Origin of the sequence: uncultured Methanobrevibacter sp., assembly GCF_937881195.1 — an archaeon.
Lineage (GTDB): Archaea > Methanobacteriota > Methanobacteria > Methanobacteriales > Methanobacteriaceae > Methanobinarius.
Genome location: NZ_CALGFC010000023.1, coordinates 24530 through 47296 on the forward strand (window position 1 = coordinate 24530; position 22767 = coordinate 47296).

At 25.0% G+C, this 22767-nt stretch carries 22 protein-coding genes; 8 read left to right on the forward strand and 14 right to left on the reverse strand.

Annotated elements, in window-relative coordinates:
• Positions 1-281 precede the first annotated feature (281 nt).
• From twy1 to Q0087_RS02615, 12 genes are all read right to left on the reverse strand, one after another.
• The gene (gene twy1, locus Q0087_RS02560; protein WP_297898107.1) at positions 282-1244 is read right to left on the reverse strand and encodes a 4-demethylwyosine synthase TYW1; all 963 of its coding nucleotides are present in this window, start codon (positions 1242-1244) and stop codon (positions 282-284) included.
• 255 nt (positions 1245-1499) lie between these two features.
• Positions 1500-2609, reverse strand: coding sequence for an ADP-forming succinate--CoA ligase subunit beta (gene sucC / locus Q0087_RS02565; protein WP_297898108.1), 1110 nt, complete (start codon positions 2607-2609; stop codon positions 1500-1502).
• Between the two features lie 132 nt (positions 2610-2741).
• Complete coding sequence (locus Q0087_RS02570; protein ID WP_297898109.1) at positions 2742-3293, reverse strand: 2-oxoacid:ferredoxin oxidoreductase subunit gamma; 552 nt, start codon at positions 3291-3293, stop codon at positions 2742-2744.
• A 172-nt stretch (positions 3294-3465) separates the two neighbouring features.
• Positions 3466-4308: a 2-oxoacid:ferredoxin oxidoreductase subunit beta gene (locus Q0087_RS02575; RefSeq protein ID WP_297898155.1), complete on the reverse strand. Its 843-nt coding sequence runs from the start codon at positions 4306-4308 to the stop codon at positions 3466-3468.
• A 131-nt stretch (positions 4309-4439) separates the two neighbouring features.
• Positions 4440-5597 (reverse strand): 2-oxoacid:acceptor oxidoreductase subunit alpha, encoded by a 1158-nt coding sequence (locus tag Q0087_RS02580; protein WP_297898110.1) that lies wholly within the window; start codon positions 5595-5597, stop codon positions 4440-4442.
• A 1-nt stretch (position 5598) separates the two neighbouring features.
• Positions 5599-5865: a ferredoxin family protein gene (locus Q0087_RS02585; protein ID WP_297898111.1), complete on the reverse strand. Its 267-nt coding sequence runs from the start codon at positions 5863-5865 to the stop codon at positions 5599-5601.
• Positions 5866-6522: 657 nt separating this feature from the next.
• Positions 6523-7596 (reverse strand): rod shape-determining protein, encoded by a 1074-nt coding sequence (locus Q0087_RS02590; RefSeq protein WP_297898112.1) that lies wholly within the window; start codon positions 7594-7596, stop codon positions 6523-6525.
• A gap of 174 nt (positions 7597-7770) precedes the next feature.
• On the reverse strand, positions 7771-8406 hold the full coding sequence (locus tag Q0087_RS02595) for a hypothetical protein (RefSeq protein WP_297898113.1): 636 nt from the start codon (positions 8404-8406) through the stop codon (positions 7771-7773).
• An 834-nt stretch (positions 8407-9240) separates the two neighbouring features.
• Positions 9241-9627 (reverse strand): dihydroneopterin aldolase family protein, encoded by a 387-nt coding sequence (locus Q0087_RS02600; RefSeq protein ID WP_297898114.1) that lies wholly within the window; start codon positions 9625-9627, stop codon positions 9241-9243.
• 380 nt (positions 9628-10007) lie between these two features.
• Positions 10008-10733: a class E sortase gene (locus tag Q0087_RS02605; protein WP_297898115.1), complete on the reverse strand. Its 726-nt coding sequence runs from the start codon at positions 10731-10733 to the stop codon at positions 10008-10010.
• A 364-nt stretch (positions 10734-11097) separates the two neighbouring features.
• Positions 11098-13128 carry a DUF515 domain-containing protein gene (locus Q0087_RS02610; RefSeq protein WP_297898116.1) on the reverse strand — a complete coding sequence of 677 codons (2031 nt, stop codon included), beginning with the start codon at positions 13126-13128 and terminating at the stop codon, positions 11098-11100.
• 180 nt (positions 13129-13308) lie between these two features.
• A complete protein-coding gene (locus Q0087_RS02615) occupies positions 13309-14049 on the reverse strand; it encodes an archaetidylserine synthase (protein ID WP_297898117.1) in 741 nt (246 codons plus the stop codon).
• A gap of 882 nt (positions 14050-14931) precedes the next feature.
• Here Q0087_RS02615 and rnhB point away from each other — a divergent pair.
• From rnhB to Q0087_RS02650, 7 genes are all read left to right on the forward strand, one after another.
• Complete coding sequence (gene rnhB / locus Q0087_RS02620; RefSeq protein ID WP_297898118.1) at positions 14932-15567, forward strand: ribonuclease HII; 636 nt, start codon at positions 14932-14934, stop codon at positions 15565-15567.
• A 547-nt stretch (positions 15568-16114) separates the two neighbouring features.
• The gene (locus Q0087_RS02625) at positions 16115-16963 is read left to right on the forward strand and encodes a MotA/TolQ/ExbB proton channel family protein (RefSeq protein ID WP_297898119.1); all 849 of its coding nucleotides are present in this window, start codon (positions 16115-16117) and stop codon (positions 16961-16963) included.
• Between the two features lie 31 nt (positions 16964-16994).
• A complete protein-coding gene (locus Q0087_RS02630; RefSeq protein WP_297898120.1) occupies positions 16995-17399 on the forward strand; it encodes a biopolymer transporter ExbD in 405 nt (134 codons plus the stop codon).
• A gap of 101 nt (positions 17400-17500) precedes the next feature.
• Positions 17501-18127 (forward strand): IMP cyclohydrolase, encoded by a 627-nt coding sequence (locus Q0087_RS02635; RefSeq protein ID WP_297898121.1) that lies wholly within the window; start codon positions 17501-17503, stop codon positions 18125-18127.
• Positions 18128-18154: 27 nt separating this feature from the next.
• The gene (locus Q0087_RS02640; RefSeq protein ID WP_297898122.1) at positions 18155-18919 is read left to right on the forward strand and encodes a coenzyme F420-0:L-glutamate ligase; all 765 of its coding nucleotides are present in this window, start codon (positions 18155-18157) and stop codon (positions 18917-18919) included.
• 26 nt (positions 18920-18945) lie between these two features.
• A complete protein-coding gene (glp, locus tag Q0087_RS02645; RefSeq protein ID WP_297898123.1) occupies positions 18946-20184 on the forward strand; it encodes a gephyrin-like molybdotransferase Glp in 1239 nt (412 codons plus the stop codon).
• Positions 20185-20297: 113 nt separating this feature from the next.
• Entirely contained in the window at positions 20298-20762 is a 465-nt protein-coding gene (locus tag Q0087_RS02650) for a GyrI-like domain-containing protein (RefSeq protein ID WP_297898124.1), read from the forward strand.
• 92 nt (positions 20763-20854) lie between these two features.
• Here the strand turns inward: Q0087_RS02650 and Q0087_RS02655 are convergent, their stop codons facing one another.
• Together Q0087_RS02655 and Q0087_RS02660 are read right to left on the reverse strand one after the other, a co-directional pair.
• The gene (locus tag Q0087_RS02655) at positions 20855-21016 is read right to left on the reverse strand and encodes a hypothetical protein (protein ID WP_297898125.1); all 162 of its coding nucleotides are present in this window, start codon (positions 21014-21016) and stop codon (positions 20855-20857) included.
• Positions 21017-21031: 15 nt separating this feature from the next.
• The gene (locus Q0087_RS02660) at positions 21032-21523 is read right to left on the reverse strand and encodes a TspO/MBR family protein (RefSeq protein ID WP_297898126.1); all 492 of its coding nucleotides are present in this window, start codon (positions 21521-21523) and stop codon (positions 21032-21034) included.
• A 314-nt stretch (positions 21524-21837) separates the two neighbouring features.
• Between Q0087_RS02660 and Q0087_RS02665 the strand changes: the two genes are divergently transcribed.
• A complete protein-coding gene (locus Q0087_RS02665) occupies positions 21838-22557 on the forward strand; it encodes a DUF4013 domain-containing protein (RefSeq protein WP_297898127.1) in 720 nt (239 codons plus the stop codon).
• Positions 22558-22767: the final 210 nt, after the last annotated feature.

Here is a 22767-nt window from a genome sequence, read left to right on the forward strand (position 1 = left end):
CATTCAATATATAAACTATTATAAAATATTATAAATTATTATAAAATATTATAAACTATTATAAAATATATAGAAATAATTTTTATAATATAACAGATAATCCTAATTTACTAAAAATTTATTATATTTAAAAAAATATTAGAATTTTTTTTGAAGCAAGTAAATATTAGAAAAATTATTATGATTTTTATAGAAATTTAGAAATTAAAAAACAGTGAAAATTAAGGAAATTATGAGGATTTTTTTATTTTAGGTGTTATATATTATGTTTATTATAAAAACTATTCCAATAGAACGACCCGGCTAATTTCTGAGTCATTAGTAATAGACCTTCCAGTTAGATCTGCTATTTTTTGAGCAAAATCAATAACTTCTTTAAATGTTGGCATATTATCTAAAGTTAATCTTTCTCTAGAATATCCAACACACATATATGCTTTGATTTCAATATAATCTGGGTTTGCTATATCAATTAATTTTGCATAATTTTCATGATCAAACATGTTTTTATGCTTTACACAAGTAGTTCGTATACATGTCTTAGAGTTAAAACTATTCAATGTTTCAAGTGACTTGTTTATTTTATCCCAAGCTTCATTTATTTGAGGGCTACAGAGGTCAACATATGTTTTCCTATCAGGAGCATCTAAGGAAAGATATAGTTGTGTTGGTTCATTTTCAAGATTAGATAATTCTTCATACATTACACCATTACTAACCAAAAATGTTGTGAAATCCTGTTTTTTAAATTCAGCTAAAAGCTCACCAATGTCAGGATAAATCATTGGTTCCCCTGCTAGAGATATAGCGGCATTATTTGGCTTTTTAGATTCTTCTAATTTCTTTTTATCTGCTTTATCATTTCCAAAAAACCCACATAGAAGTTTATTTTGTGCATTTATCCCATCTTCTATTATAGTTTTTGGATCATCGTAATGACCTACCCATTCAGTTTTAGTGACAGAAAGATCCCTCCAACAAAAAGAACACTTTTGATTACAGAAAGGTACTGCTGGAGACATTTGAAGACATCTATGACTTTCAACACCATAAAATTTCTCTTTATAACATACTCCTTCATTAAGAATACTTTTTTTAGTCCAATGACATATTTTAGCAGCAGCATGATTATTTTTTCCAAGAAAACGATACCCACTATACTCTAGTTTTTTTTGATCTTCTAATGATAAAGAAAAGTTTTCTTCTTTATTATTAGATTCTTTATTATTAAATGAATTTGACATAAAACATCAGTTTATTATTATTATTATTATTATTATTATTATACTATTGTTACAATATTATTATTAATAAACATTATCACTAAGCATTTTTATTATTATTCGAGAATTAAGAACTAATTATTTATATTATAACAAATAATAGCAGATATATAATACATATTAATAATTATATTAAATATTTAATAATTTATTAAATTAAATTTTTTATATTTATTAAATATTCTCTATTGAATATTAATTAATAAATATAAAAATTTATTCAGCTAATGAATTTCGAATCTCGACAGCTTTTTTAGCTGCTTTTTCCATTGAAATTTCAAATGGAATCCCTGCTTCTTCTAAAATTTTTTGACCTTCTTCTTCATTAGTTCCAGTAAGGCGTATTACAATATTTATTTTCCTTTTTGATGAATCAAGTGCCCTTATTACACCTTTAGCTACATCATCAGCACGAGTTATTCCTCCAAGAACATTTAAAAAAACAACTTTAACTGGAGAATAATTTAATACTAAATTTAAAGCTTTTTTAATAGTGTTTTCAGAAGCACCACCACCAATATCTAAGAATGTTGCTGGATTTCCACCATTAAGCTTTATCATGTCCATTCCAGTAAGAGTTAATCCTGCACCATTACCTATAACCGCAATATCCCCATCAAGTTTAACAAAAGCAAATTCTTTAGGTTTAAATGAGTTAGCCTCTGCTAATTCTTTATGACGAAACAAAGAATCGTTTTCAATTTCGAGTTTGGCATCTGCAGCAATTAAACCATCTTCAGTAAGGATTAATGGATTAATCTCAGCAACTTGTGCATCATATTTATCAAAAACATTATATAATTTCCATATAATACCTCCAACTGAAGAAATTAAATTAGAACTAACCCCCATTTTACGAGCTATTTCTCTTGCTTCATATGGTAAAAATTCTTCTAGAGGATTAACATGATATTTAATAATTTTTTCAGGATTATCAATAGCTAACTGTTCAATTTCAACTCCTCCATCCATACTAGCCATAATAATAGGTTTTTTAGAAGACCTATCAATAGAAACACTTAAAAAAAACTCTTTTTTAATATTTGCCTTTTTTTCGACTAATAAGTGTTTTACCTTTTCACCTTTAATTTCTAAATCTAATAAATTTCCTGCAATCTCAAAAGCTTCACCAGGATCATCTGCAAATTTTATTCCACCTGCTTTTCCCCTACCTCCAACTAAAACTTGTGATTTTAAAGCTACTGGGCCTCCCATCTCACTTGTTATTTCCATAGCTTCTTCAGGAGAGTAAGCTACATGTCCTTCTAAAATACTTATTCCATTTTTTTTAAATAATTTTTTTGCAGCATGTTCAAAAAACTTCATATACAACAACCAACCTGTAAACTAGTTTCACTAATAAACCAGTTTAGAAATTATTAACACATAATAAAACATTAATCTATAATCATCTTTTATAAATTGATAAAATATCAATAATAAATTCCATATGGATATCTAAGTACCATCCATAGCATAACCCGCTTCAAAAGCTTGTATATTCTTTTTTTCAGTACCTGGAGGAACACTCTGTAAAATAGCCTTTTTAGCAGCATCATGAGAAATAACATTAGTAATTTTTGAAATAGCGCCCACCATTACAATATTAGCTACTATTCTAAGACCGATATCATTCATCGCAGTTTTAGTTACTCTTGCATAGTATAAATTAATATTATGCTCTTTTAAAAAGTCTTCTATTTCAGATTCATCAATCATGTCAGGATCTATTATAAGAGTACCTTCATCTTTTAAATCACCAATATATGCCAATAATGCTTCATGAGACATAGCCACCAATATATCAGGACTTATTACTTTAGGATAATGAATTTCATTATTAGAAAGCACAACTTCAGTTTTTGAAGCCCCTCCTCTTGCTTCAGGACCATAAGACTGGGTTTGAACTGCATTAATCCCATCAAAGAGAGAAGCTGCTTTTCCGACAATTATTCCTGCCAATATAACACCTTGTCCTCCAAATCCTGCTATTCTTAGTTCTTTTCGCATAAAATTACCTCTTATAAAAAAATACATATTATAAAAATAAAACGCTTGAAAAATAACTCATTTAGAATTAATTTTTATAAAAATATATTTTAAAATATCTTTTAGATATCTTTTAAAATAGCTTTTAAATATCTTTTATAAAAATAAGATTTATAGAATTATTAATTAGTTTTTAATCATCAAATTCATCAATATATGCTGATTTGATAGCTAAATTTCGACCACACTGTTCAACAGAAAGATCACAAACATTTTCAGTTAGTTCTTTTCTAGTATTATTGACAAATTCACCTACAATAATCTTTCCCTGAAGTTCATCATAGCTCATTTTGTTAGCTTTTCTTATATTAATACTATTTTCTTTAAATGCATTAATCATATCAACAGGAGTTCTGAGTTTATTTTTTCTTCCATAATATGTAGGACATTGAGAAACAATCTCAACAAAAGAAAATCCAGGGTTTAATAATGCCTTTTTAATAGAATTTGAAAGTTGTAATGGATGAGCAGTTGTCCATCTAGAAACATATGTTGCACCAGCAGCAGTTACAAGTTCTGCTAAATTAAATGGTTTATCTCTAGAACCATAAGGCGCAGTTGTTCCAAAACTACCCTCAGGAGAAGTAGGACTAATTTGTCCACCAGTCATTCCATAAATATTATTATTAACACAAATTACAGTGATATTGATATTCTTTCTAGCCCCATGAATTAAATGGTTTCCACCAATAGAAGCAGCATCTCCATCTCCAGTAAATACAACAACATTTAAATCAGGGTTTCCTACCTTCAATCCAGTAGCAAATGTAATCGCCCTTCCATGAGTAGTATGTAATGAGTCACAATTAACATAACCTGGAATACGTGATGAACATCCTATGCCTGATACTAAGCATACTGTTTCAAAATCAATTTTTGCAGATTCAATTCCCTTAAAGAAAGTATTCATAGCAATTCCATTCCCACATCCTGCACAGAATATATTGGGAAGCCTATCTTTTCTAAGATATTTCATAAAAGGATTTTGATTATTTTTAATAATTTTATTTTTAGAATTTTGTTTATTATCCAAATCATTAATTGATTTTTTATTTAATTCTTTATTTGATTCTTTATTTGAATTAATAGTTACCATGAAAAAACCCCTTAATTTATTTCCTTAATTTTAGATAATATTTCGCTAGGTTTATGAAGTTCCCCACCAATTTTTGGAATTAAATAAACATTAGGTTTATTTTCATCTACTAAACCAGCAACCCTTTCTACTTCATGGACCATTTGCCCAAGATTCATTTCAACTACAACTAAATTTTTAGCTGATTCAGCTGCTTTTAATATTTGAGCTTCAGGGAAAGGCCAAGGAGTATCAATTTTTATTGAACCAACTTTTAATCCTTTTTCCCTACCTAATTCAACAGCTGTAAAAACAGACCGCACAGGAGCACCATATGAAATAATAATAGTATCTGCATCATCACAAAAGCTTTCATGAACGGATACAATTTCTTCCCGATTATTCAATATTTTATTACATAAACGACTAATAAGTTTTTCATGAGCTTTAGGATCTGAAGAATCAGGATAACCTCTTTCATTATGAGTTAAACCAGTCACAGAAACATTATATCCTTCTCCAAATGGAGCCATTGGAGGCGTACCATTTTTATCGGCTTTAAATGGAAGATAAGGGTTATTTTCACTAAAATTATTAGGATTTTCTTTAGGCATTATTCTTTTTACTATATCTACTTTATCAGGAATAGTTATTTTTTCCCTCATATGCCCAATTACTTCATCGGCGGCTAAAATAACAGGAATCCTATATTTTTCAGCTAAATTAAATGCTTTAACTGTAAAATCAAAAAACTCTTGAACAGATGAAGGAGAGATGGCGATTGGTTCGTAATCCCCATGTGAACCCCATCTCATCTGCATCATATCCCCTTGAGAAGCCATAGTTGGTTGTCCAGTAGACGGCCCCCCTCTTTGTACATCTACAATAACAAGAGGTGTTTCAGTTATATGAGCATAACCAATATTTTCTTGCATAAGTGAAAATCCTGGACCAGATGTGGAAGTCATTGCTTTCAAACCACTCCAACTTGCACCAATTATTGCCCCAACAGCACCAATTTCATCTTCCATTTGAAGGAAAGAACCTCCATGTTTTGGAAGAAGTCCAGCTAAATCTTCAGCTACTTCAGTAGAAGGAGTAATTGGGTAGCCTGCAAAAAATCTACATCCCGCTTTAATAGCTCCATGAGCACAAGCTTCATTTCCCTGAACAAATAATTCTTCAGACATATTATTCCTCCAAATCCTCTTTATCAGACCTATTATCCCCATTATTGTCTTTTTTTATTTCTTCATCATCAAAATCTTCGACAGTAATAGCTTGATCAGGACACATCAATTCACAAAGATGGCATTTATTACATTCTACCTCATTAACCGGACAGGGTAAATAAACACCTTTTTTGTTCTCATTAGATGATTTTATATAAACATGCTTAGGACAAGATTCAATACATAAATCACATCCTTTACATAAGTCAGATTCTATTTTAATCATGAAAATCTCCTATAAATTCTCTGTAATAAATCATTAGTAAATAATTGATAAAATTTTATTTTACTATGTTATCTAAATAAAATTATAAGAACTTTTAAGAACTTTTAAGAACTTTTAAGAACTTATGAAAATCTTTAAGATATCAATATAATTATTAAATATCAATAATATCTTAATCAACCTTAGATTAATATATAATATTTTTATTATGATATATAGATTTATTTTATTAATTAATAAAATTATTCATTAAAGTATTCATTATAATATTAATAATATTATTAATGTTATAAAAATATAAAACAGAATATTAATAAGAAAAAAAGAATTTTAGTAATAAAATAGAATACTAGCAAATATAGTTTTAATAAATAAACTACAATTAAATTTTTTTATAAAATCATTATTATAATTTTATAAATAATAATATTGGATATAATGTAAAAAATAGAATAAAAAGAATATATAGTAACTAAAATAAGCAAATAATTAGAATATGTAAATTAAACTTAAAAAGTATATTAAATCATCAATAACAAATTTTAAAAAATTAAATATTAATTAAAAAAATAATTATATTTAGTTAAAGATAAGTTGAAAAAAGATAAAAAATAATATATTTAAAATTAAGAAATAATATATTTAAAAATTAAAAAATTATTTCATTGCTTTTAAACGAACTTCAGGTTCTAAAGCCCTTGGTTCTGCTGCAACAATAGCTGCCCCTTTAGCTACGACAGTCATTGGGTCATCAGAAATAGATACAGGGATGGATAATTCATCACATATTCTTTCTTTTAGACCTCTTAATTGGGAACTTCCACCAACAGCAACACTATTATGATAAACACCAGTTATTAATTCGGGAGAGAGTCTTTCTAATACAATATTTAAACCATTAATAATTTCTTGAATTATTGGTTCAGCAGCATCAGCTACAAGTAAAGAATCAATGACTACCTTTTTAGGCCTGTTAGTTTCAGCAGATTTACCGATTATTTCAGTAGTTTCAACTTCTAAATCTTCACTACAATGGAACATACCAACCTTAATTTTAGCAGCTTCAGCATCATGTATACCAATTCCAACATTATATTTCTCTTTGACAAGATTTACAATATTATTATCAATATCATCCCCACCGACCCGTACAGTTTCAATATCAGTTATACCTCCAAGAGAAATAACAACTAAATCAGTAGATCCTGCACCAATATCAACGACCATTGTTCCATCTGGTTCTGCAATAGGCAATCCAGCACCAATAGCTGCAGCTAATCCTTCACTAATAACTAAAACATAACTTGCTCCAGCATCCCTACCTATTTTTTCAGCAGCTTCTCTTTCTACTTCGGAAGCATCTCCAGGAATTCCAATGACAATCCTACCAACAGAATCTCCTTCTTTAATACCTATTTCCATAGCTTTGACTAATAAAGCTTGAGCCTGAGCAATACTTTCAATAACACCTTTTTTCAAAGGTCTGAGTGCTACAATATCTTCAGGAGTTCTACCAAGCATTAATTTTGCTTCTTCACCAACAGCTAAAACAGCAGAACTATCTTCTTTTTTTACAGCTACCACTGAAGGTATTTGATATAAATCAAATTTATCCCCAGAAGGTTTTGCAATTACAGTATTTAAAGTACCTAAATCAATACCTAAACTATTAGTAATTCCTTTTTTAGGTTCTGTTTTCTTTTTATTATCATTACTTCCAAATAGTTTCATATAAATTCCTCTTAGTTATCTTAATTGCATAATAATATAATAATATTAACGAATAAATAATATCATATTAAAATTAATTATTTTAAAATTAATTATATTAAAATTAATTATATTAAAATCAATTATATTAAAATTTATTGTATTAAAATTAATTTTTTATTTATATTAAATATATTAATTTTCATTTTCAATAATATCTTTGAAATCAATCAAAAATACATTATTATTAGCAGCTATTTTTCTAATTTTCCCAACATCCTCTTTGTTTTCAATTGAAATAAGGATTGTTGATAAAACAACATCACTCATATTAAATAATGGAGTTAACATGGTCTGTAAAAAATTAGGAAGGTTAATTCTTAGCTTTAAATCAGTTTCAATAAACCCAGTGGTTTGATCTTCCAACAATATAGAAAATTGAGAACTATTTCTTTCTGCATCACCCACAAGTTTCTTGAGAGCATCATCAGGAGCCACAAGTAAAGTTAAATTAGGTTCATTTCCTACATAGAAAGGAGCTATTTGAATATATGCCCCACCATTTTCTTTACAAACATAGCTAAGTTCCCTTATTTTATCAGAATCTCCATATAACATGATAAAATCAAATTTCTTATGAACATAAGATTCTTCCAAAGTAACATGTTCTCTAAAAAGTATTTTAACTCTATCTTTAGAAGCAATAGCCGCATAAGCTATATTATTAACTAGTTCTTCATTTCCAGCGGCAACACACCACAATTTATCTGAACTTTGTTCATTAGAAACTTTAGCAGCTTTTCTTAGAACTTGTATTTTATCTTCTATCATTATGTTCACGTCCTGTGCATAATTATACACAATACACTACAAGGATTATGTAAATTCAAGAATTCTTTAAATTATTAAAAACCAAATCTATTACATTCCATTTAGTCAAAATAAAAGAATAATCAAAAACATAAAAAACAGTTTTTAATAAAAAATTAAATTTAAAATCTGTTTATGCCTATAAATATATAAAAATTAAATAGATATTTTTAAATATTATGGACTCATCATGTAACATAATAAGATATATTCTATTAATATTTAAATTTATTCTTTTATAATTTTTTTATATTTTCTATTGATAACTTAATAGTCAATGCATATAAAATAAATTTATCAATAAACAATACTTATAATGTAAAATGATATTTAATAAACAACATGTAAGATTTAAGAAATAAAAAGGAATTAAAAATATAGAATAATTATAAAAAATTTAATATTTATGTATAATGTTAAAAAAATTTTTATTAAAGCGTTTCAATAGTTTTTATTATAATTAAAGATTTTTCATTGAAAAAAAAACATTTTAACTTTTTTATATATTAAATTGAGCCTTTTTAAAAAAATATTGATTGGAAAATCAATTAATTAAGAATTCATATTATTATACCATACAATAAAAAATAATAAAAAATAAAAATAAAAATAACAACAATAATAAAAATGTGAATTTTACCTTTTACTTCTTATATCATTAGTATATTTTCAATCAATTAATTTTTTAATCAGTTTATAAAATTAATAAATTTAAAATATTTACAAATAAATTAATTATTTTTCCCCATATTATCAAAAAATATTTTCAAATAAAAAATAGTATTATAAGGCCAATTATGATTCAAAATCTTCTTTGATCTCTTCAACATACATTAATGGATAATTAAGATCATCTATAAATTTCATGCGAATAATTGCTAATATTCCATTAACTTTTGAGTAAATTTTAACATCAAGCATTTCACCAGTTAAAGAAGTATAATCAAACTTAGAAATTTCTTTTTCTAGTAGATCTAAATTAATTTTAACTTCAACTTTATCAATAGCTGGTTGAAGAGAAAGAGAATTTTCAATTGCATTCTCTAAATTATTTACTGTTTCTTTATTTAAAGGAGTACCAATAAACTGATGGAAAAGAGCACCCATACTTATTGCTCCTTCAAATATTGCCCGTTCTCTATTTGTAATATTATAAAAAAATTCTTTTTCAACGTCTACCATGAAAATTCCCCATATAATAATTCATTTATATCATTTTAACTTCAGAAATACTTTATAAAATGATATTTTATAAAATTACTTAATAAAATTACTTTATAAAATAAGGATATATAAAAAATAATATATAAAATAGTATATTATTGAAAATATTCCATAAAATTTTTTATTTATATACTTTTATTTTATATCTTATATGCATTTATTTATATAATATCTCAATTAATTTTTAAAAAGCTTTTATATTCCAAATTATTAATTAGTTAGTAAAATATGAGATAAATAAATGAATAGAATATCATGATAAACTAAATAAAATAGAGTAAATAAAAAATTATGAAAGAGAAATAAATTATTAAATACCCAAATAATTAATATTTAATTCAAGTGCTGAAATCACCATTCAACCAATTAATTTTAGATGCTATTATATCAGGATTAAATGGAACAAAATAGGCAAAAAATAAAGCCCCTGATATTATCAACACAAAAATTAATATAAACAATCTATCTTCTTTGATAGGATAGAAATATGAAAGAACCAATCCTAAAATCAAAAACAATAAACAAATAATTAAAGCATTCGAAGTATTTGGATTTTCTTTTGTGATTGTTTCATTTACTGGACCTAAAGTACTCATATCTCCAGTGACAATTAGCCTATTTGTTGTAAAACCCGGAGGGTCACAGGTAATCAAATACAATCTTTGAGTATCATTATGAACTGGCAATAAATAGCTAGCAGGCACAATTGTTGAATTTTTAACAGTGTAATTAATTTGACCTATTTCAGGCCATTCTAAAATAATATTATCTCCCGCCTTAAGTTCATTTAAACGTAGAAAAGGAGAACTATAACTTGTCCTATGACCAAACAATATTACATCACCTTTTGAAGGAAGTTTTGAAACTTCTTCATGATAAACCCCCTGAGAGATAGAAATGTTATTTATTTTTTCATTAACCCCAATAGAAGGTATTAAAACCACCGGAGAAGATATATCTTTCTCAACAGATAACTTTGATGAATAGTATGATACTTCTAATAAAGCATACATACCAACCACTATAAGGCCCACAATAACCACGATTGTTGCAAGTTTTACCAAATTTTCACCATATTAAGATAAATTTTATATAATAAGCCCATAACATACAATAGAGAAATAAATAATTTTAGAGAAATAAAATTTAATTAATAATTATAATCTTATTAAAATTTAATAATCAAATTAGAATAATAAAATATAAAATAGCAAATATTTATTTATAATATATTTATTAAAAATAAGTAATATATATATTATATGTATCTTGATGAATATTTATATAATTTGCTATTATGTTTTATAATACACAAATGAGTATTTTGATATTATAGCTAATCAAAAAATATTAATATAAATAATAATTCAATATTATTCATATAAAGTTCAATTGATTTATATTACTCTTAAAAATTACTAATTTAAATCAATTGCCCGAATATGTTTTTTTAAGTTCATATAACATCCAATTAGGAGCATTTGAAGTAGGTATAGTCAAAATTATATTATCCATATTATTTATGACATGTGAAACATCTTCTCTTGGGATTTCTATCAATAACAAATATTGAACATCAATTTCTCCCAAACTTGATTCTCTTTCATAATCAGAAAGTTTTAACCCATATTTCTCAAGTATAGGTAAAAAATACCCCTCATTATAACCACCCGCAATAGATGCCCTGATTATTTCTTCAATATCAGTAGAAAAGGAGCTACTATTTTCAAATTGATTTGTATAATTCCCATTAATATTTGATCTAGATTTTATGTAATTTGCATCTATAACACCACTATCTTTTGAACGCATAATAGCAAGAACAGTGGATCCACTAATATCAGGAGAACCATTACTTCCACTAATATAACTATTCAAATTATTTATATTTAAATTAGAATTATCATTAATATTTGAATCCATATTATTATTATTCAAATCAATATTATTAGAATCTTGAGAATTATTTGCATTATTACTACTATAATCATTATTATTCGAACTATCATTAATTGAATTATTATCATTTTCAATAGAATTAGAACTTTCTAATTGAGTTTGATAGCTGCTATTAGATAAAGTATAAATATCAACAATTGAGCCAACCGATATCAGACCTGCACCTGCCTGTAACCTATTAATTAAAATAGGGACAACAACAGTATCAGGTTTTTTAAAAAAAATATTAGACAAAATATTAGCATCATTTTCAATTACAAATGAATGGGCATCGCTACTATTCATTATAATATTCTTAGATTTAATATTATTTCCCCCTTCACTTTTTTCAGACATGCTCATAGAAATTTCATTACCAAAATCCTCATAATTTAGCATAACTCTTCCAAAATCATCTTGAGTTTTATTTATCTGATTATTCTGATATTCTCTCCAAGAGCTAGTGGCAGGCCTTATGACATCAATTGCTTTAACTTCTTCTGGAGATTTGGATAATTCAATTTCAGAATTAAGAGACATTACATTATTATCAAGTGTAAGGGGCCCTTTAAAAAGAGAATTTAATTCATTTAGTTTATCATTTTTAGCTGTAGCTAAATCATTTTGATAGGGTTGATAAAATAAAAAATAGTAAGAAGAAAATAGAATAATTAGAATTATTAAACCAAATACAGCTGCCCCCATAACTATTTTTGATTCATTATTCTCTAAATTTTCCATATCATTATTTATTTTTTGAATATCATCATGAGGAGAGTTATTAATATTAAAATTGCTAAAATTGGTGATTTTATTAAATAAAAATTTTATTTTTCTAATTTTATTATTTTTTAATTCTAAATTTTTACTCATATCATTACTATAATTTTCTTTAAAAATTTTAAATTTATTTTTAGTGTCAATTTTATTATTTTTATCTTGAAATTCTTTTTTTCTATCTGAAAGGAAGTTTTTTTTAATATTATGAACATTTTTTATAGCAATGGTACTAATTTCTTCAGAATTATATTTTTTATAATTATCATCATTAATAGAGTTATAATCATTATCCCTAACAGATTTATAATCATTATCCCTAACAGATTTATACTTATTATCCTCATTAGATTTATAATCATTATCATTATTAGAACAATAATCATTGATATGACCGTTATCATTAATATTAATCTTCCTGATATTATTGAATTTACTGAGATCTCCCTCATATTTATTAGGATTAATAGAATTAAGATTATTTTTATTATTTTTAGTTTTATTTTTATTTTTACTCGTTGAAAAGTTTTTAAAAAGAAATTTAAATATATTACAACTTTTATAGTTAATTGATTTAAATTTAATAAACTTAAACATGGTTAATTTAGATTTAATTATTTTAAATTTATCTGATTTAAACTTAATTAATTCACATTTAATTGTTTTAAACTTATTTAATTTAGATTTGATAAATTTAGATTTATCAAATTTAGATTTATCTTGTTTATTATCCTTATTTTTCAAGTTATCAAACCTCATTACTAAATAAAGTGTTAATAAAAAAATGAGATGAGCTAGAAAATTAATAAAATATGTTTAATATCAATTGGTTTATTATTTAACTTTAGAATGATTCAAAAGAAAATAAAATAATAATTTCTTTAATATATGCAATAATTAAAATTGAAAAAGAATAGTAGTTTATTAATTATTCTCTTTAATAATCAATCGTCCCAATAAGCCATAAAGGATATAAATTAAAGTTATTATAAATATAATAGTTGCAGGAATGTTTATATTTAAATAAATTATCTTATAAGGAATTATAGCTAAAATCACCAATATTGCACAAATTAATAATAATTTAGGATTATTTAATTTAGAATATTTAATATTACTTATCATTAAAATTCCAACAACCATCATCAAAATCATTGCAAAGTATATATTAAAAAATCCAGTTAATATAAAAGAGGATAAAACGATTCCTGCAGTCGGAATAGGTATACCAATAAATCCTTTGAAATCTAAATTATCAGCAATTACATTAAAACGAGTAAGTCGCAAAACACCACAAATAACAACAAATAATGCTACAAAAGCCAATAAATAATCCAAATAATGAAATTGACCAAGCAATCCAATAGTTCCAATATACCTTCCAGAGCAATATAAAAGTATGCCTGGAGCAACTCCAAAGGAAACAATGTCCGATAAGGAATCAATATTTTTTCCAAAGCCATAATTATCAATTCTAGATAATTTTCTAGCTATCCAACCATCTAAAGAGTCAAATATTAATGCAATGATGATGAAAATTGCAGAAATATAAATTTGGTTATTAATAGCCATTAAAATTGCTAAAAATCCAAATGATAAATTCAACAATGAAATCAGATCAGGCACTGCCATAAAAAATCCAATATTAGTTTTTTTTAATTCCATAATTTGACTCCTTAAAATGTTATTATTTTGATTATTTATTAATATTTGCTTTTTAATAACCTTAATAATCAATTAAAATTATAAAATAAGAATTATAAACCTATTTTAGCAAATAAAAGAAATTATAGATATTTAAATAAAAATTCAGATATTATAAAAATTATACCATAAGTTCAAATATATAATATTTAAGATAATTATATAAAAAATATTATAATTATATAAAAATATAATAATTATATAAAAAATAGTGTAATTATATAAAAATATACATTATTAAATATAATCCACAATATAATTATATAAAAATATATTTTATTATATTTTATTAATCATAATCTACAATAATAGTTTATTGAAAATATATTAGTTATCTTATTAGCTAATTATTTATTATTACACTTATAAATATATTATAATATTAATTCAATTATATTTCCTGTTAAATTTAAATTATTTATTAGAATTTATTATTTTATTATTAAATTTAGTTTTTATTTATTAAATTTAGTTTAATTTTAATATTATCCTAACTTTATTTAATTTAATATTTGTTGTATCAAATATCAATTAAATAAAAATTTGAAACATACTCTAAAAAAAATCAGGAAAAATCCTCCAAAATATATTTCTAAATATTATATGCAGGATATTTCTTTAATTAAATTTAGTTATTGATATTATTTATCTAAGATATTCTAATAAATTTAAAATGATATTTTGAGTTATTATTAAATTATAATTCAAATACTAACTATATTTAATAATAACTATTAAGATAAATATATAACTAACTTTTATTAATTCTAATTAAATCAGTAAAATATTATAATTAAAATTATTATAAATTAATTATTGCTTAAACTAATTAATGGTGAACAAATGAATATTTTAGGAATAGATGAAGCTGGTAGGGGCCCTGTTATTGGTCCACTCATAGTTGCAGGAATTGTGATTCCTGATGATAAAATCCCAGTATTGGAGAGAATGGGTATAAAAGACTCCAAAAAATTAACACCAACACGAAGAAAAGTCCTATCACGAAAATTAAAAAATATGTTTGAATATGAAACAGTAGAAATAACTGCTCAGGATATAGATAATCTAAGAGCAAGTGATGTGAACTTAAATGAAATAGAAAAAATAGCTATGTTAAAAATCATCAATAAATTAGATTATGATTGTGTAATCATAGATTCAGTCGATATAAAACCAGAAAGATTAAAAAATGAAATACAATCCATTGTGGGAAATATTGAGATAATATCTGAACATAAAGCAGATGATAAATATATTCAGGTTGCAGCTGCATCAATAGTAGCCAAATATGAAAGAGATTCCATAATAGAAAATCTAAAAAAAGAATATAGAAAAATAGGAGAAATTGGATCAGGATATCCAAGTGACCCTAAAACAAAAAGATTTTTAGAAAATTTTACTTATGAAGAAATGCCAAAGATTGTTAGAAAATCTTGGAAAACTATTCAAAACATAAAAGACAATGAAATAACTGAATAAAATACAGTTTATGAAAATTTAATCTATAATAATTGTTTTAAGAATTCACTTTCTAAATTAAAAATCCTAAATTAAAAATAATAATAAATAATATTAATTGTAACAATAAAAAAAAATCATTTAATGCAATATTATTAAAAAATTTTATTTTACATAATGAAAAATATTATACTAAAAATAATATATTAAAAATAAAATTATATTAAAAAGTAAAATATATTAAAAAATAGTATAATATATTAATAAAATTATAGTATTTTAATTTATAAATATAATTAATAAAAATAATTATATAATATGAATAACATTTTGAAAAAACAAAAAATAGATATTTATATAATCTAAATGTATATATCGTAAAGATAAAAAATAAAAAAGTATTTTTAAACAAATATAGCTAATTTTGAATAAAAATAATTTATAATTAAGAATTGATAATTTAAAATAAAAATAGAAGTCTACTAAAAATATTATGAGTTCTAAAGTATAATAAAATCTCAAATATGAAAAATAGATAAATTATAATTATAACTAATTAGAGGATAGAATGATAATTGAATTTTTTACTGGCATATTTCAAAGTATTTTAGAAATATTTCAAAGTGGAGGAGTAATAACCTATATAATAGTTCTTATTGGAATTTATGGTTTAATTACCTCAATACAAAAAATACGTTACTTAAGAAGCATAAGTAAATCTGACACCACAGAAATTATGGGAACTGTTACAGAAGCTATGAATAGGGGAGGGGCGATTGAAGCATTAAAATCAATAAGCCAATATAAAAATCCTGTCTCAAAAATCATATCAGAAGCCCTTAAAATTGGATACAAAAATAAGACCGAAGTTGAAGAAGGTATGGAACAAGTTTTTATCGTTGAATTAAGTAAAATGACAAAAGGACTTAATACTCTGAAGACCATGATTGAACTTGCACCATTTTTAGGACTTATTGGAACAGTTATAGGCATATGGATGACATTTAGAACATTAGGAGTAGAAGCAAATAGTACTGCAATGGCTGAAGGAATTTATATCGCATTAATAACTACAATAGTTGGTTTAGCTACTGCAATTATACTTTTACCAATTCAAACTTATATAAAAAGTTTAATTGATACAGAAATGGATAAAATAGAATTAGCCAACAAAATGACTAATTGGAGTTATGCAGTTGCTAAAATTAGAGTTAGTGGAAATATTCCATGTGCTTTAGAAGCATTAAAAGAAGCAGAAGGAATTGTAAATACAAGAGAAATTATTGGAGAAGATATTAATAGAGCAAATATACAAATCTCATTCAAGCCAAGTATGCTTGAAAAAAGTATAAACAATATTATACTAGAAAAATGTGATATAAAATCAGAAATAACTGAAAGTAAACTAAAACAATAATTATTGAAATATGATACATTAAGTGATTAAAATGTCATTAGATATTAAAAGACATAAAGAAAAATTAAAAGATACAAGCCCTCAATTTAATCTTGTTCCATTTATTGATATCCTATTTACACTGTTAATATTTTTAGTTGTGACAAGTAGTTTTAGTGGTGCAGGAATCCAAGACACTACCGATGGGGCTACAGGTAAGCCCAACATAACCGATACATCAGGTAACTCAGAATACTATTTAATACCAGTAGCAGGATTAGAAAAAGTTATTGTTAATGGTCAAGATATGTCTTCACTTATTAAAGATCATGCTATAGCTGTTCAGACGAAGGTTATTGATGAGGGAGAAATTAGTATAAAACCAAAAGATAGATCCATTACAATCATGACTCCACCAGGTATGACTCCTGAACAAGCAGTGCGTTCTCCACAATGAAATAATATATTAACTAAATATCTATTAATGAAACATATAATAAGATAACTTAAAAAAATATTGAATATTTTTAACTAATTAATAAAATAAGAGGAATTTTAATGTATTTAGGAAGAATAATATCCGCAGGAATGAATAATGAAGGAACCCCATTTATAGCATATAGAGTATCTAGTAGGTCTTTTCCGAATAGAATGGCTAAAAGTTTTGAAGACAAAGCAGCTATAATCCCAAAAGAAGGATATGAAACAGACATTTTTGAAAATGCATATATAGCTTATAATTGTATTAAAATAATAGAAAACACAGCAATTGTATCAAATGGATCACATACAGATGTGATTGCAGATAAAATATCTGTAGGGATGAATATAAAAGATGCATTGACTTTATCATTAATTGCTATGGATTATGAAAAAGATGATTATAACACTCCACGAATAGCTGCAGTCATAAAGCCTGAAACAAATAAAAATGAATATGAGGGATACATTGGGATTGTAACTCATGAAAAAATATTAGTTGAAAAGATAAGTAAAAATAAAGCTTTTTTCATATCCACATATGAATGTCAATCCCCAAATGAAGTAAATTTCGTTGCAAGTGATTCAAAGTCTTCAGCAAAATTTATACTTGATGAAGGCGAATTTAAAAATTTTACAAATCCAGTAGCTTCAGTAGGATCAGTCTTTGACGGAAAATGGATTATTGAATCAATGAATATTTAATTATTTAAAATATTAAATGGGTTAATCATGAAATTAGAGATGTTTGGATTAACAGAAATTCCTTTAGTAGTTGAAGGAGATAATTTAGTTGAATTAATATTATCGTCACTTAAAAAACAGAAAAACAGCCTAAAAGAAGGAGATGTTATATTAATAGCTGAAACATTAATATCAAAAGTCGAAGGTAATTATATTGATTTAAAAAAAATAAATCCAAGCCTCGAAGCTAAAAAAATAGCTGAAAAATCTAATAAAGATCCAAAACTGGTTGAATCAATAATAAAAGAATCTAAAGAAATTATAGCTATTGGACATAATTTCATTATTAGTGAAACTAAACATGGATTTGTTTGTGCTAATGCAGGGATTGATGAATCTAATGTTGAAGATGGTTTAGCCACACCAATGCCAATAAATCCTGATAAATCAGCACAAAAAATTTACAAATCTTTGAAAAATAAAACAGAAAAAGAAATAGGGGTCATAATAACCGACACCCAAGGACGAGCATTTAGAAATGGTGCCGTTGGTGTAGCAATAGGTTGTAGTGGAATAAAACCGCTTTGGGAAAGAATTGGAGAAAAAGATCTTTATGGTCGAAGTCTTCAAACTACTGAGATAGCTATTGCAGATGAACTAGCTGCTTCTGCATCACTTTTAATGGGTCAAGCAGATGAAGGAATCCCAATTGTCATAATAAGAGGATTTTCAAATTTTGATAAATTGAAAGATAGTCAATCAAATATAAAACCCTTAATACGAGCAAAAGAATTAGATATTTTTAGAAAATAATTTTATTAATTGGTTGGAGATAAAAAATGGGAACTGAATTTTTAAAGATAAAAGAAGCAGATGAAGCTAAAAAAATTATAAAAAATCTTTTTGAAGAACTTTATCAAAAGAAGTCAAAAATAGTTCCTATTGAAAAAAGCCATCAAAAAATAATTTTTAAAGATATTTTTGCTTCAATGGATCTTCCTCCATTTAATCGATCTCTTATGGATGGATTTGCTGTTAAATCAGAGGATACATTTGGAGCTACCGATGAAAATCCAAAAATATTAAAATGTATTGATCGTATCGAAGCAGGATCATTTAGTAAAAAAACAATAAAAAATGGAGAATGCATTGAGATAAGTACTGGTGCACCAATTCCTAATGGAGCAGATGCAGTAGTTATGGTTGAATTCACAGATAGAGAATCTGAAAAAAATGAAAAATGTGAAAAAATTCATATTCTAAAAAGTGTAACTCCAAATCAGGATTTGGCACTTCAAGGTTCAGATATAAAAAAGGATGAATTACTTTTAAAAGAAAATACATCCATAAGTCCCGATAAGATAGGCGTTTTAGCTGCTCAAGGAATTAAAGAGGTTGAAGTATTTGATAAACCTAAAATTGGAGTAATTTCTACTGGAAATGAGCTTGTTATGGAAAATGAATCCCTTGAATATGGGAAGATATTTGATGTTAACAGTTACTCTATTAAAAATGCATCTATATCAAATGGAGCAGAAGCTACTTCTAATGGCATAGTAAAAGATAATTACAATGAACTAAAAACAAAAATAGAAAATTCCCTTAAAGATTCAGAAATAGTTATTTGTTCTGGCGGAACTTCAGCAGGAGTTGGAGACGTGTTAAGAAATGTCTTAGAGGATATTGGAGAAGTAATACTTCATGGAGTTTCAGTAAAGCCAGGAAAACCTACAATTATTGGAAAGGTAGATGAAAAAATTGTTATTGGGCTTCCAGGAAACCCTGTTTCGGCACTAATTATTTTTTATGTTTTTATAATTCCAAATATTAGAGAGTTAGCAGGAAAATTAGGAGATAATAATGAAAAAGTTAATGCTGCTTTAGCAAATAGAATTCATTCTCCAAAAGGTAGAATACATTATAATTTAGTTCATATAAAAGATGGATTAGCATATCCAATTGTAAAAGATTCAGGTGCTATAACCTCTCTTGCTCATGCAGATGGATATATAAAAATTCCTAAAGCTATAGAACTTTTAGATAAAGGAGAAAATGTTAAAGTTAGACTTTTCAAATAATTAGCTAAAATTAATTAAATCTACAAATAATATAAAATTTTTGATAAGCTAATATTTAATTGAATCTAAATTCTAAATCAATTTAATTGAATACTTAAATAATAGGTGAAAAGATGGAAATAGAAGATAAAATCGTTGAAGAACAGAGATTAGCTATAATTAACTATATAGGAAATGTTAAAGATATGGGAATACTTATTGCAAAATTATTAGCATGGGCAGAAGTTAAAAAAGTTGAAGTTATTGGAAACCCTTTCTCTATTTATTTTACTAGCCCTCAAAATACTGATCCTGAAGAAATGGTATATGATATGGGCATCCCTATTTCAAAAGACACTGAACTTTCTGAAGAAGGAGAAATAAAAGTTGTCGAACTTTTAGAACATAGAGTACTATCCACTATACATAAAGGATCTTATGAAACATTAAAACAATCATATGAAAAAATGGTGGAATATTCTATTAAAAATAATTATGATATTATTGGATCTCCTAAAGAAGTTTATATAAATAGTCCCCATGAAGTTCCAGAAAATGAGTTGTTGACTGAAATTCAATTTCCAGTTATAAAAATGTGAGTTTTTCTCCACATTTAATTCTTTTTAATATATTTTTTATAATTATCAATAACATAGAATAAATTATTTAAAAAAAATAGAAAAATTTATTATTAAATATCAATTTTTAGTACATACTCATTGCCTATGAGTTCATATACCCTACCACATCTAGGACAAACCCATTCAATAGTATTTAGACAATCACGATATAAGCATTTACATTTTACTTTCGTGCAGGCTTTTTCTGTATTTCTTGAAGATTTACTTACCAACTTTATCACCATTTATTAATATAAATTTAAAAGATAAACTGAGTAGTTCAAATACATAGCTATGGTAACCCATATGATATAAGGAATCAGAACTATCCCTGCTAACTTAGAAACCTTATAAAAAGTAATTATGTTCAGAAGTATAAATATCCATAGAATTATTATAATTCCTAATCCTCCAACTATAGAATGAAATCCGAAGAAAATTATGGACCATATTAAATTTAAACTGAGCTGTATGGAAAATATGATTAAAGCAGTTTTTACATTTTTATTTTGAATACCTTCTCTCCAGACTAAAAATAGTCCAATACTCATTAATATATAAAGAATATTCCAGACTATTGGAAAAACCCAACCTGCAGGAGTCCAAGCTGGCTTTGCAATAGAAGCATACCAAGTAGATATTTCCGGAGATGTAAACAAAGAACCAATAATAGCAATTATATAAACTATTAAGAAAGAAATTACCAATTTTATAATATCTTCTTTTTTAAAGCTTTCCATAATATAATCCTCCTAAGTTATAAATACTTAATTTTAATTTCAATATTGAATAAAACTTTAAAAATTCTAATTATTAATTATAAATATTATGTGTATAAAAATATATAAATATTATTTAAATATTACAAAAATAATCAATATTATTAATATGATTATTAACCTAATATTTTATAAAAATAGATACTAAAAATAATTACAAAAAATAAAATAATGATTAAAAAAATTAACAAACACTATTAAAAAACTTAATTTATGATAAAATTATGCTATTTTACATAGCAAATATAAATATAAATATAATCCATATAATAAATATGGAAAATATGAATGTTAAAGAGATGCTTATTGATTCTGTAAAATATGCACTAAAAGGAAAAAAAGATTTTATTTTTTTGGGGCTTCTTCTTTGGTCAATAAGTATTAGTACTTATATTACTGAAGAATATTTAATAATAGGGATTTTTTTATTTATTCCTCTATCAATTTTTTTACTTATAGAAGGAGGATATCTTGCCACTATAATTGAAGATAGTATATTTGGTTCAGATGTCCATCCTCAATTTAAAAATATTAAAATATTAATTTGGAGAGGAATAAAAGAGGTTATAATATTTGTTGTTTATTTGTTTATACCATTAGTAGTATTGATAATATCATTAATTGATACTATTATATTTTCAGACGACATTTCTAATTTTATTATATTTATATTGTTCATTTTATCATTATTTGGTTCATTGTTTGTTGTTCAGGCAGCAATTATTCATTATGAATACAATCATTCCAATTTACGTGCAATATTTGAGATTAGAACTATATTAAAAAAATTAAAAAACATGGGAACTGGTAAATTTATTAGCTCTTTTTCATTTGTAATATTATTTACATTAATTTTACAACCGACTTTATCAGATATTTCTGAACATATTCACCCTTTATTATCCCTAATACTAGCATTTACAATATTACCATTTTTAGCAGTATTTTCGGCTAGATTCATGGGATTAATAGGCAGATATCATTTTAAAGAGTAATAATCAGATCATTTAATTTTAAAATTATAAAATAAGAATATATAGAATAAAAATAGATAGAATAGAAATAGATAGAATGAAAATAAGTTAAAAATAAAATATAATTAGGAAAAATAAATTAATAAAAATCAATAAAAAGATAATAATAATAATAATAATATAAATATTTTATATAATAATACATCATATTCAAAAAGATTTTAAATTTAA

Excerpts from the sequence above, each read along its gene's own strand:
- twy1 (WP_297898107.1), bottom strand. The coding sequence starts at position 1,244 with ATGTCAAATTCATTTAATAATAAAGAATCTAATAATAAAGAAGAAAAC.
- sucC (WP_297898108.1), bottom strand. The coding sequence starts at position 2,609 with ATGAAGTTTTTTGAACATGCTGCAAAAAAATTATTTAAAAAAAATGGA.
- Q0087_RS02570 (WP_297898109.1), bottom strand. The coding sequence starts at position 3,293 with ATGCGAAAAGAACTAAGAATAGCAGGATTTGGAGGACAAGGTGTTATA.
- Q0087_RS02575 (WP_297898155.1), bottom strand. The coding sequence starts at position 4,308 with ATGAAATATCTTAGAAAAGATAGGCTTCCCAATATATTCTGTGCAGGA.
- Q0087_RS02580 (WP_297898110.1), bottom strand. The coding sequence starts at position 5,597 with ATGTCTGAAGAATTATTTGTTCAGGGAAATGAAGCTTGTGCTCATGGA.
- Q0087_RS02585 (WP_297898111.1), bottom strand. The coding sequence starts at position 5,865 with ATGATTAAAATAGAATCTGACTTATGTAAAGGATGTGATTTATGTATT.
- Q0087_RS02590 (WP_297898112.1), bottom strand. The coding sequence starts at position 7,596 with ATGAAACTATTTGGAAGTAATGATAATAAAAAGAAAACAGAACCTAAA.
- Q0087_RS02595 (WP_297898113.1), bottom strand. The coding sequence starts at position 8,406 with ATGATAGAAGATAAAATACAAGTTCTAAGAAAAGCTGCTAAAGTTTCT.
- Q0087_RS02600 (WP_297898114.1), bottom strand. The coding sequence starts at position 9,627 with ATGGTAGACGTTGAAAAAGAATTTTTTTATAATATTACAAATAGAGAA.
- Q0087_RS02615 (WP_297898117.1), bottom strand. The coding sequence starts at position 14,049 with ATGGAATTAAAAAAAACTAATATTGGATTTTTTATGGCAGTGCCTGAT.
- rnhB (WP_297898118.1), top strand. The coding sequence starts at position 14,932 with ATGAATATTTTAGGAATAGATGAAGCTGGTAGGGGCCCTGTTATTGGT.
- Q0087_RS02625 (WP_297898119.1), top strand. The coding sequence starts at position 16,115 with ATGATAATTGAATTTTTTACTGGCATATTTCAAAGTATTTTAGAAATA.
- Q0087_RS02630 (WP_297898120.1), top strand. The coding sequence starts at position 16,995 with ATGTCATTAGATATTAAAAGACATAAAGAAAAATTAAAAGATACAAGC.
- Q0087_RS02635 (WP_297898121.1), top strand. The coding sequence starts at position 17,501 with ATGTATTTAGGAAGAATAATATCCGCAGGAATGAATAATGAAGGAACC.
- Q0087_RS02640 (WP_297898122.1), top strand. The coding sequence starts at position 18,155 with ATGAAATTAGAGATGTTTGGATTAACAGAAATTCCTTTAGTAGTTGAA.
- glp (WP_297898123.1), top strand. The coding sequence starts at position 18,946 with ATGGGAACTGAATTTTTAAAGATAAAAGAAGCAGATGAAGCTAAAAAA.
- Q0087_RS02650 (WP_297898124.1), top strand. The coding sequence starts at position 20,298 with ATGGAAATAGAAGATAAAATCGTTGAAGAACAGAGATTAGCTATAATT.
- Q0087_RS02660 (WP_297898126.1), bottom strand. The coding sequence starts at position 21,523 with ATGGAAAGCTTTAAAAAAGAAGATATTATAAAATTGGTAATTTCTTTC.
- Q0087_RS02665 (WP_297898127.1), top strand. The coding sequence starts at position 21,838 with ATGGAAAATATGAATGTTAAAGAGATGCTTATTGATTCTGTAAAATAT.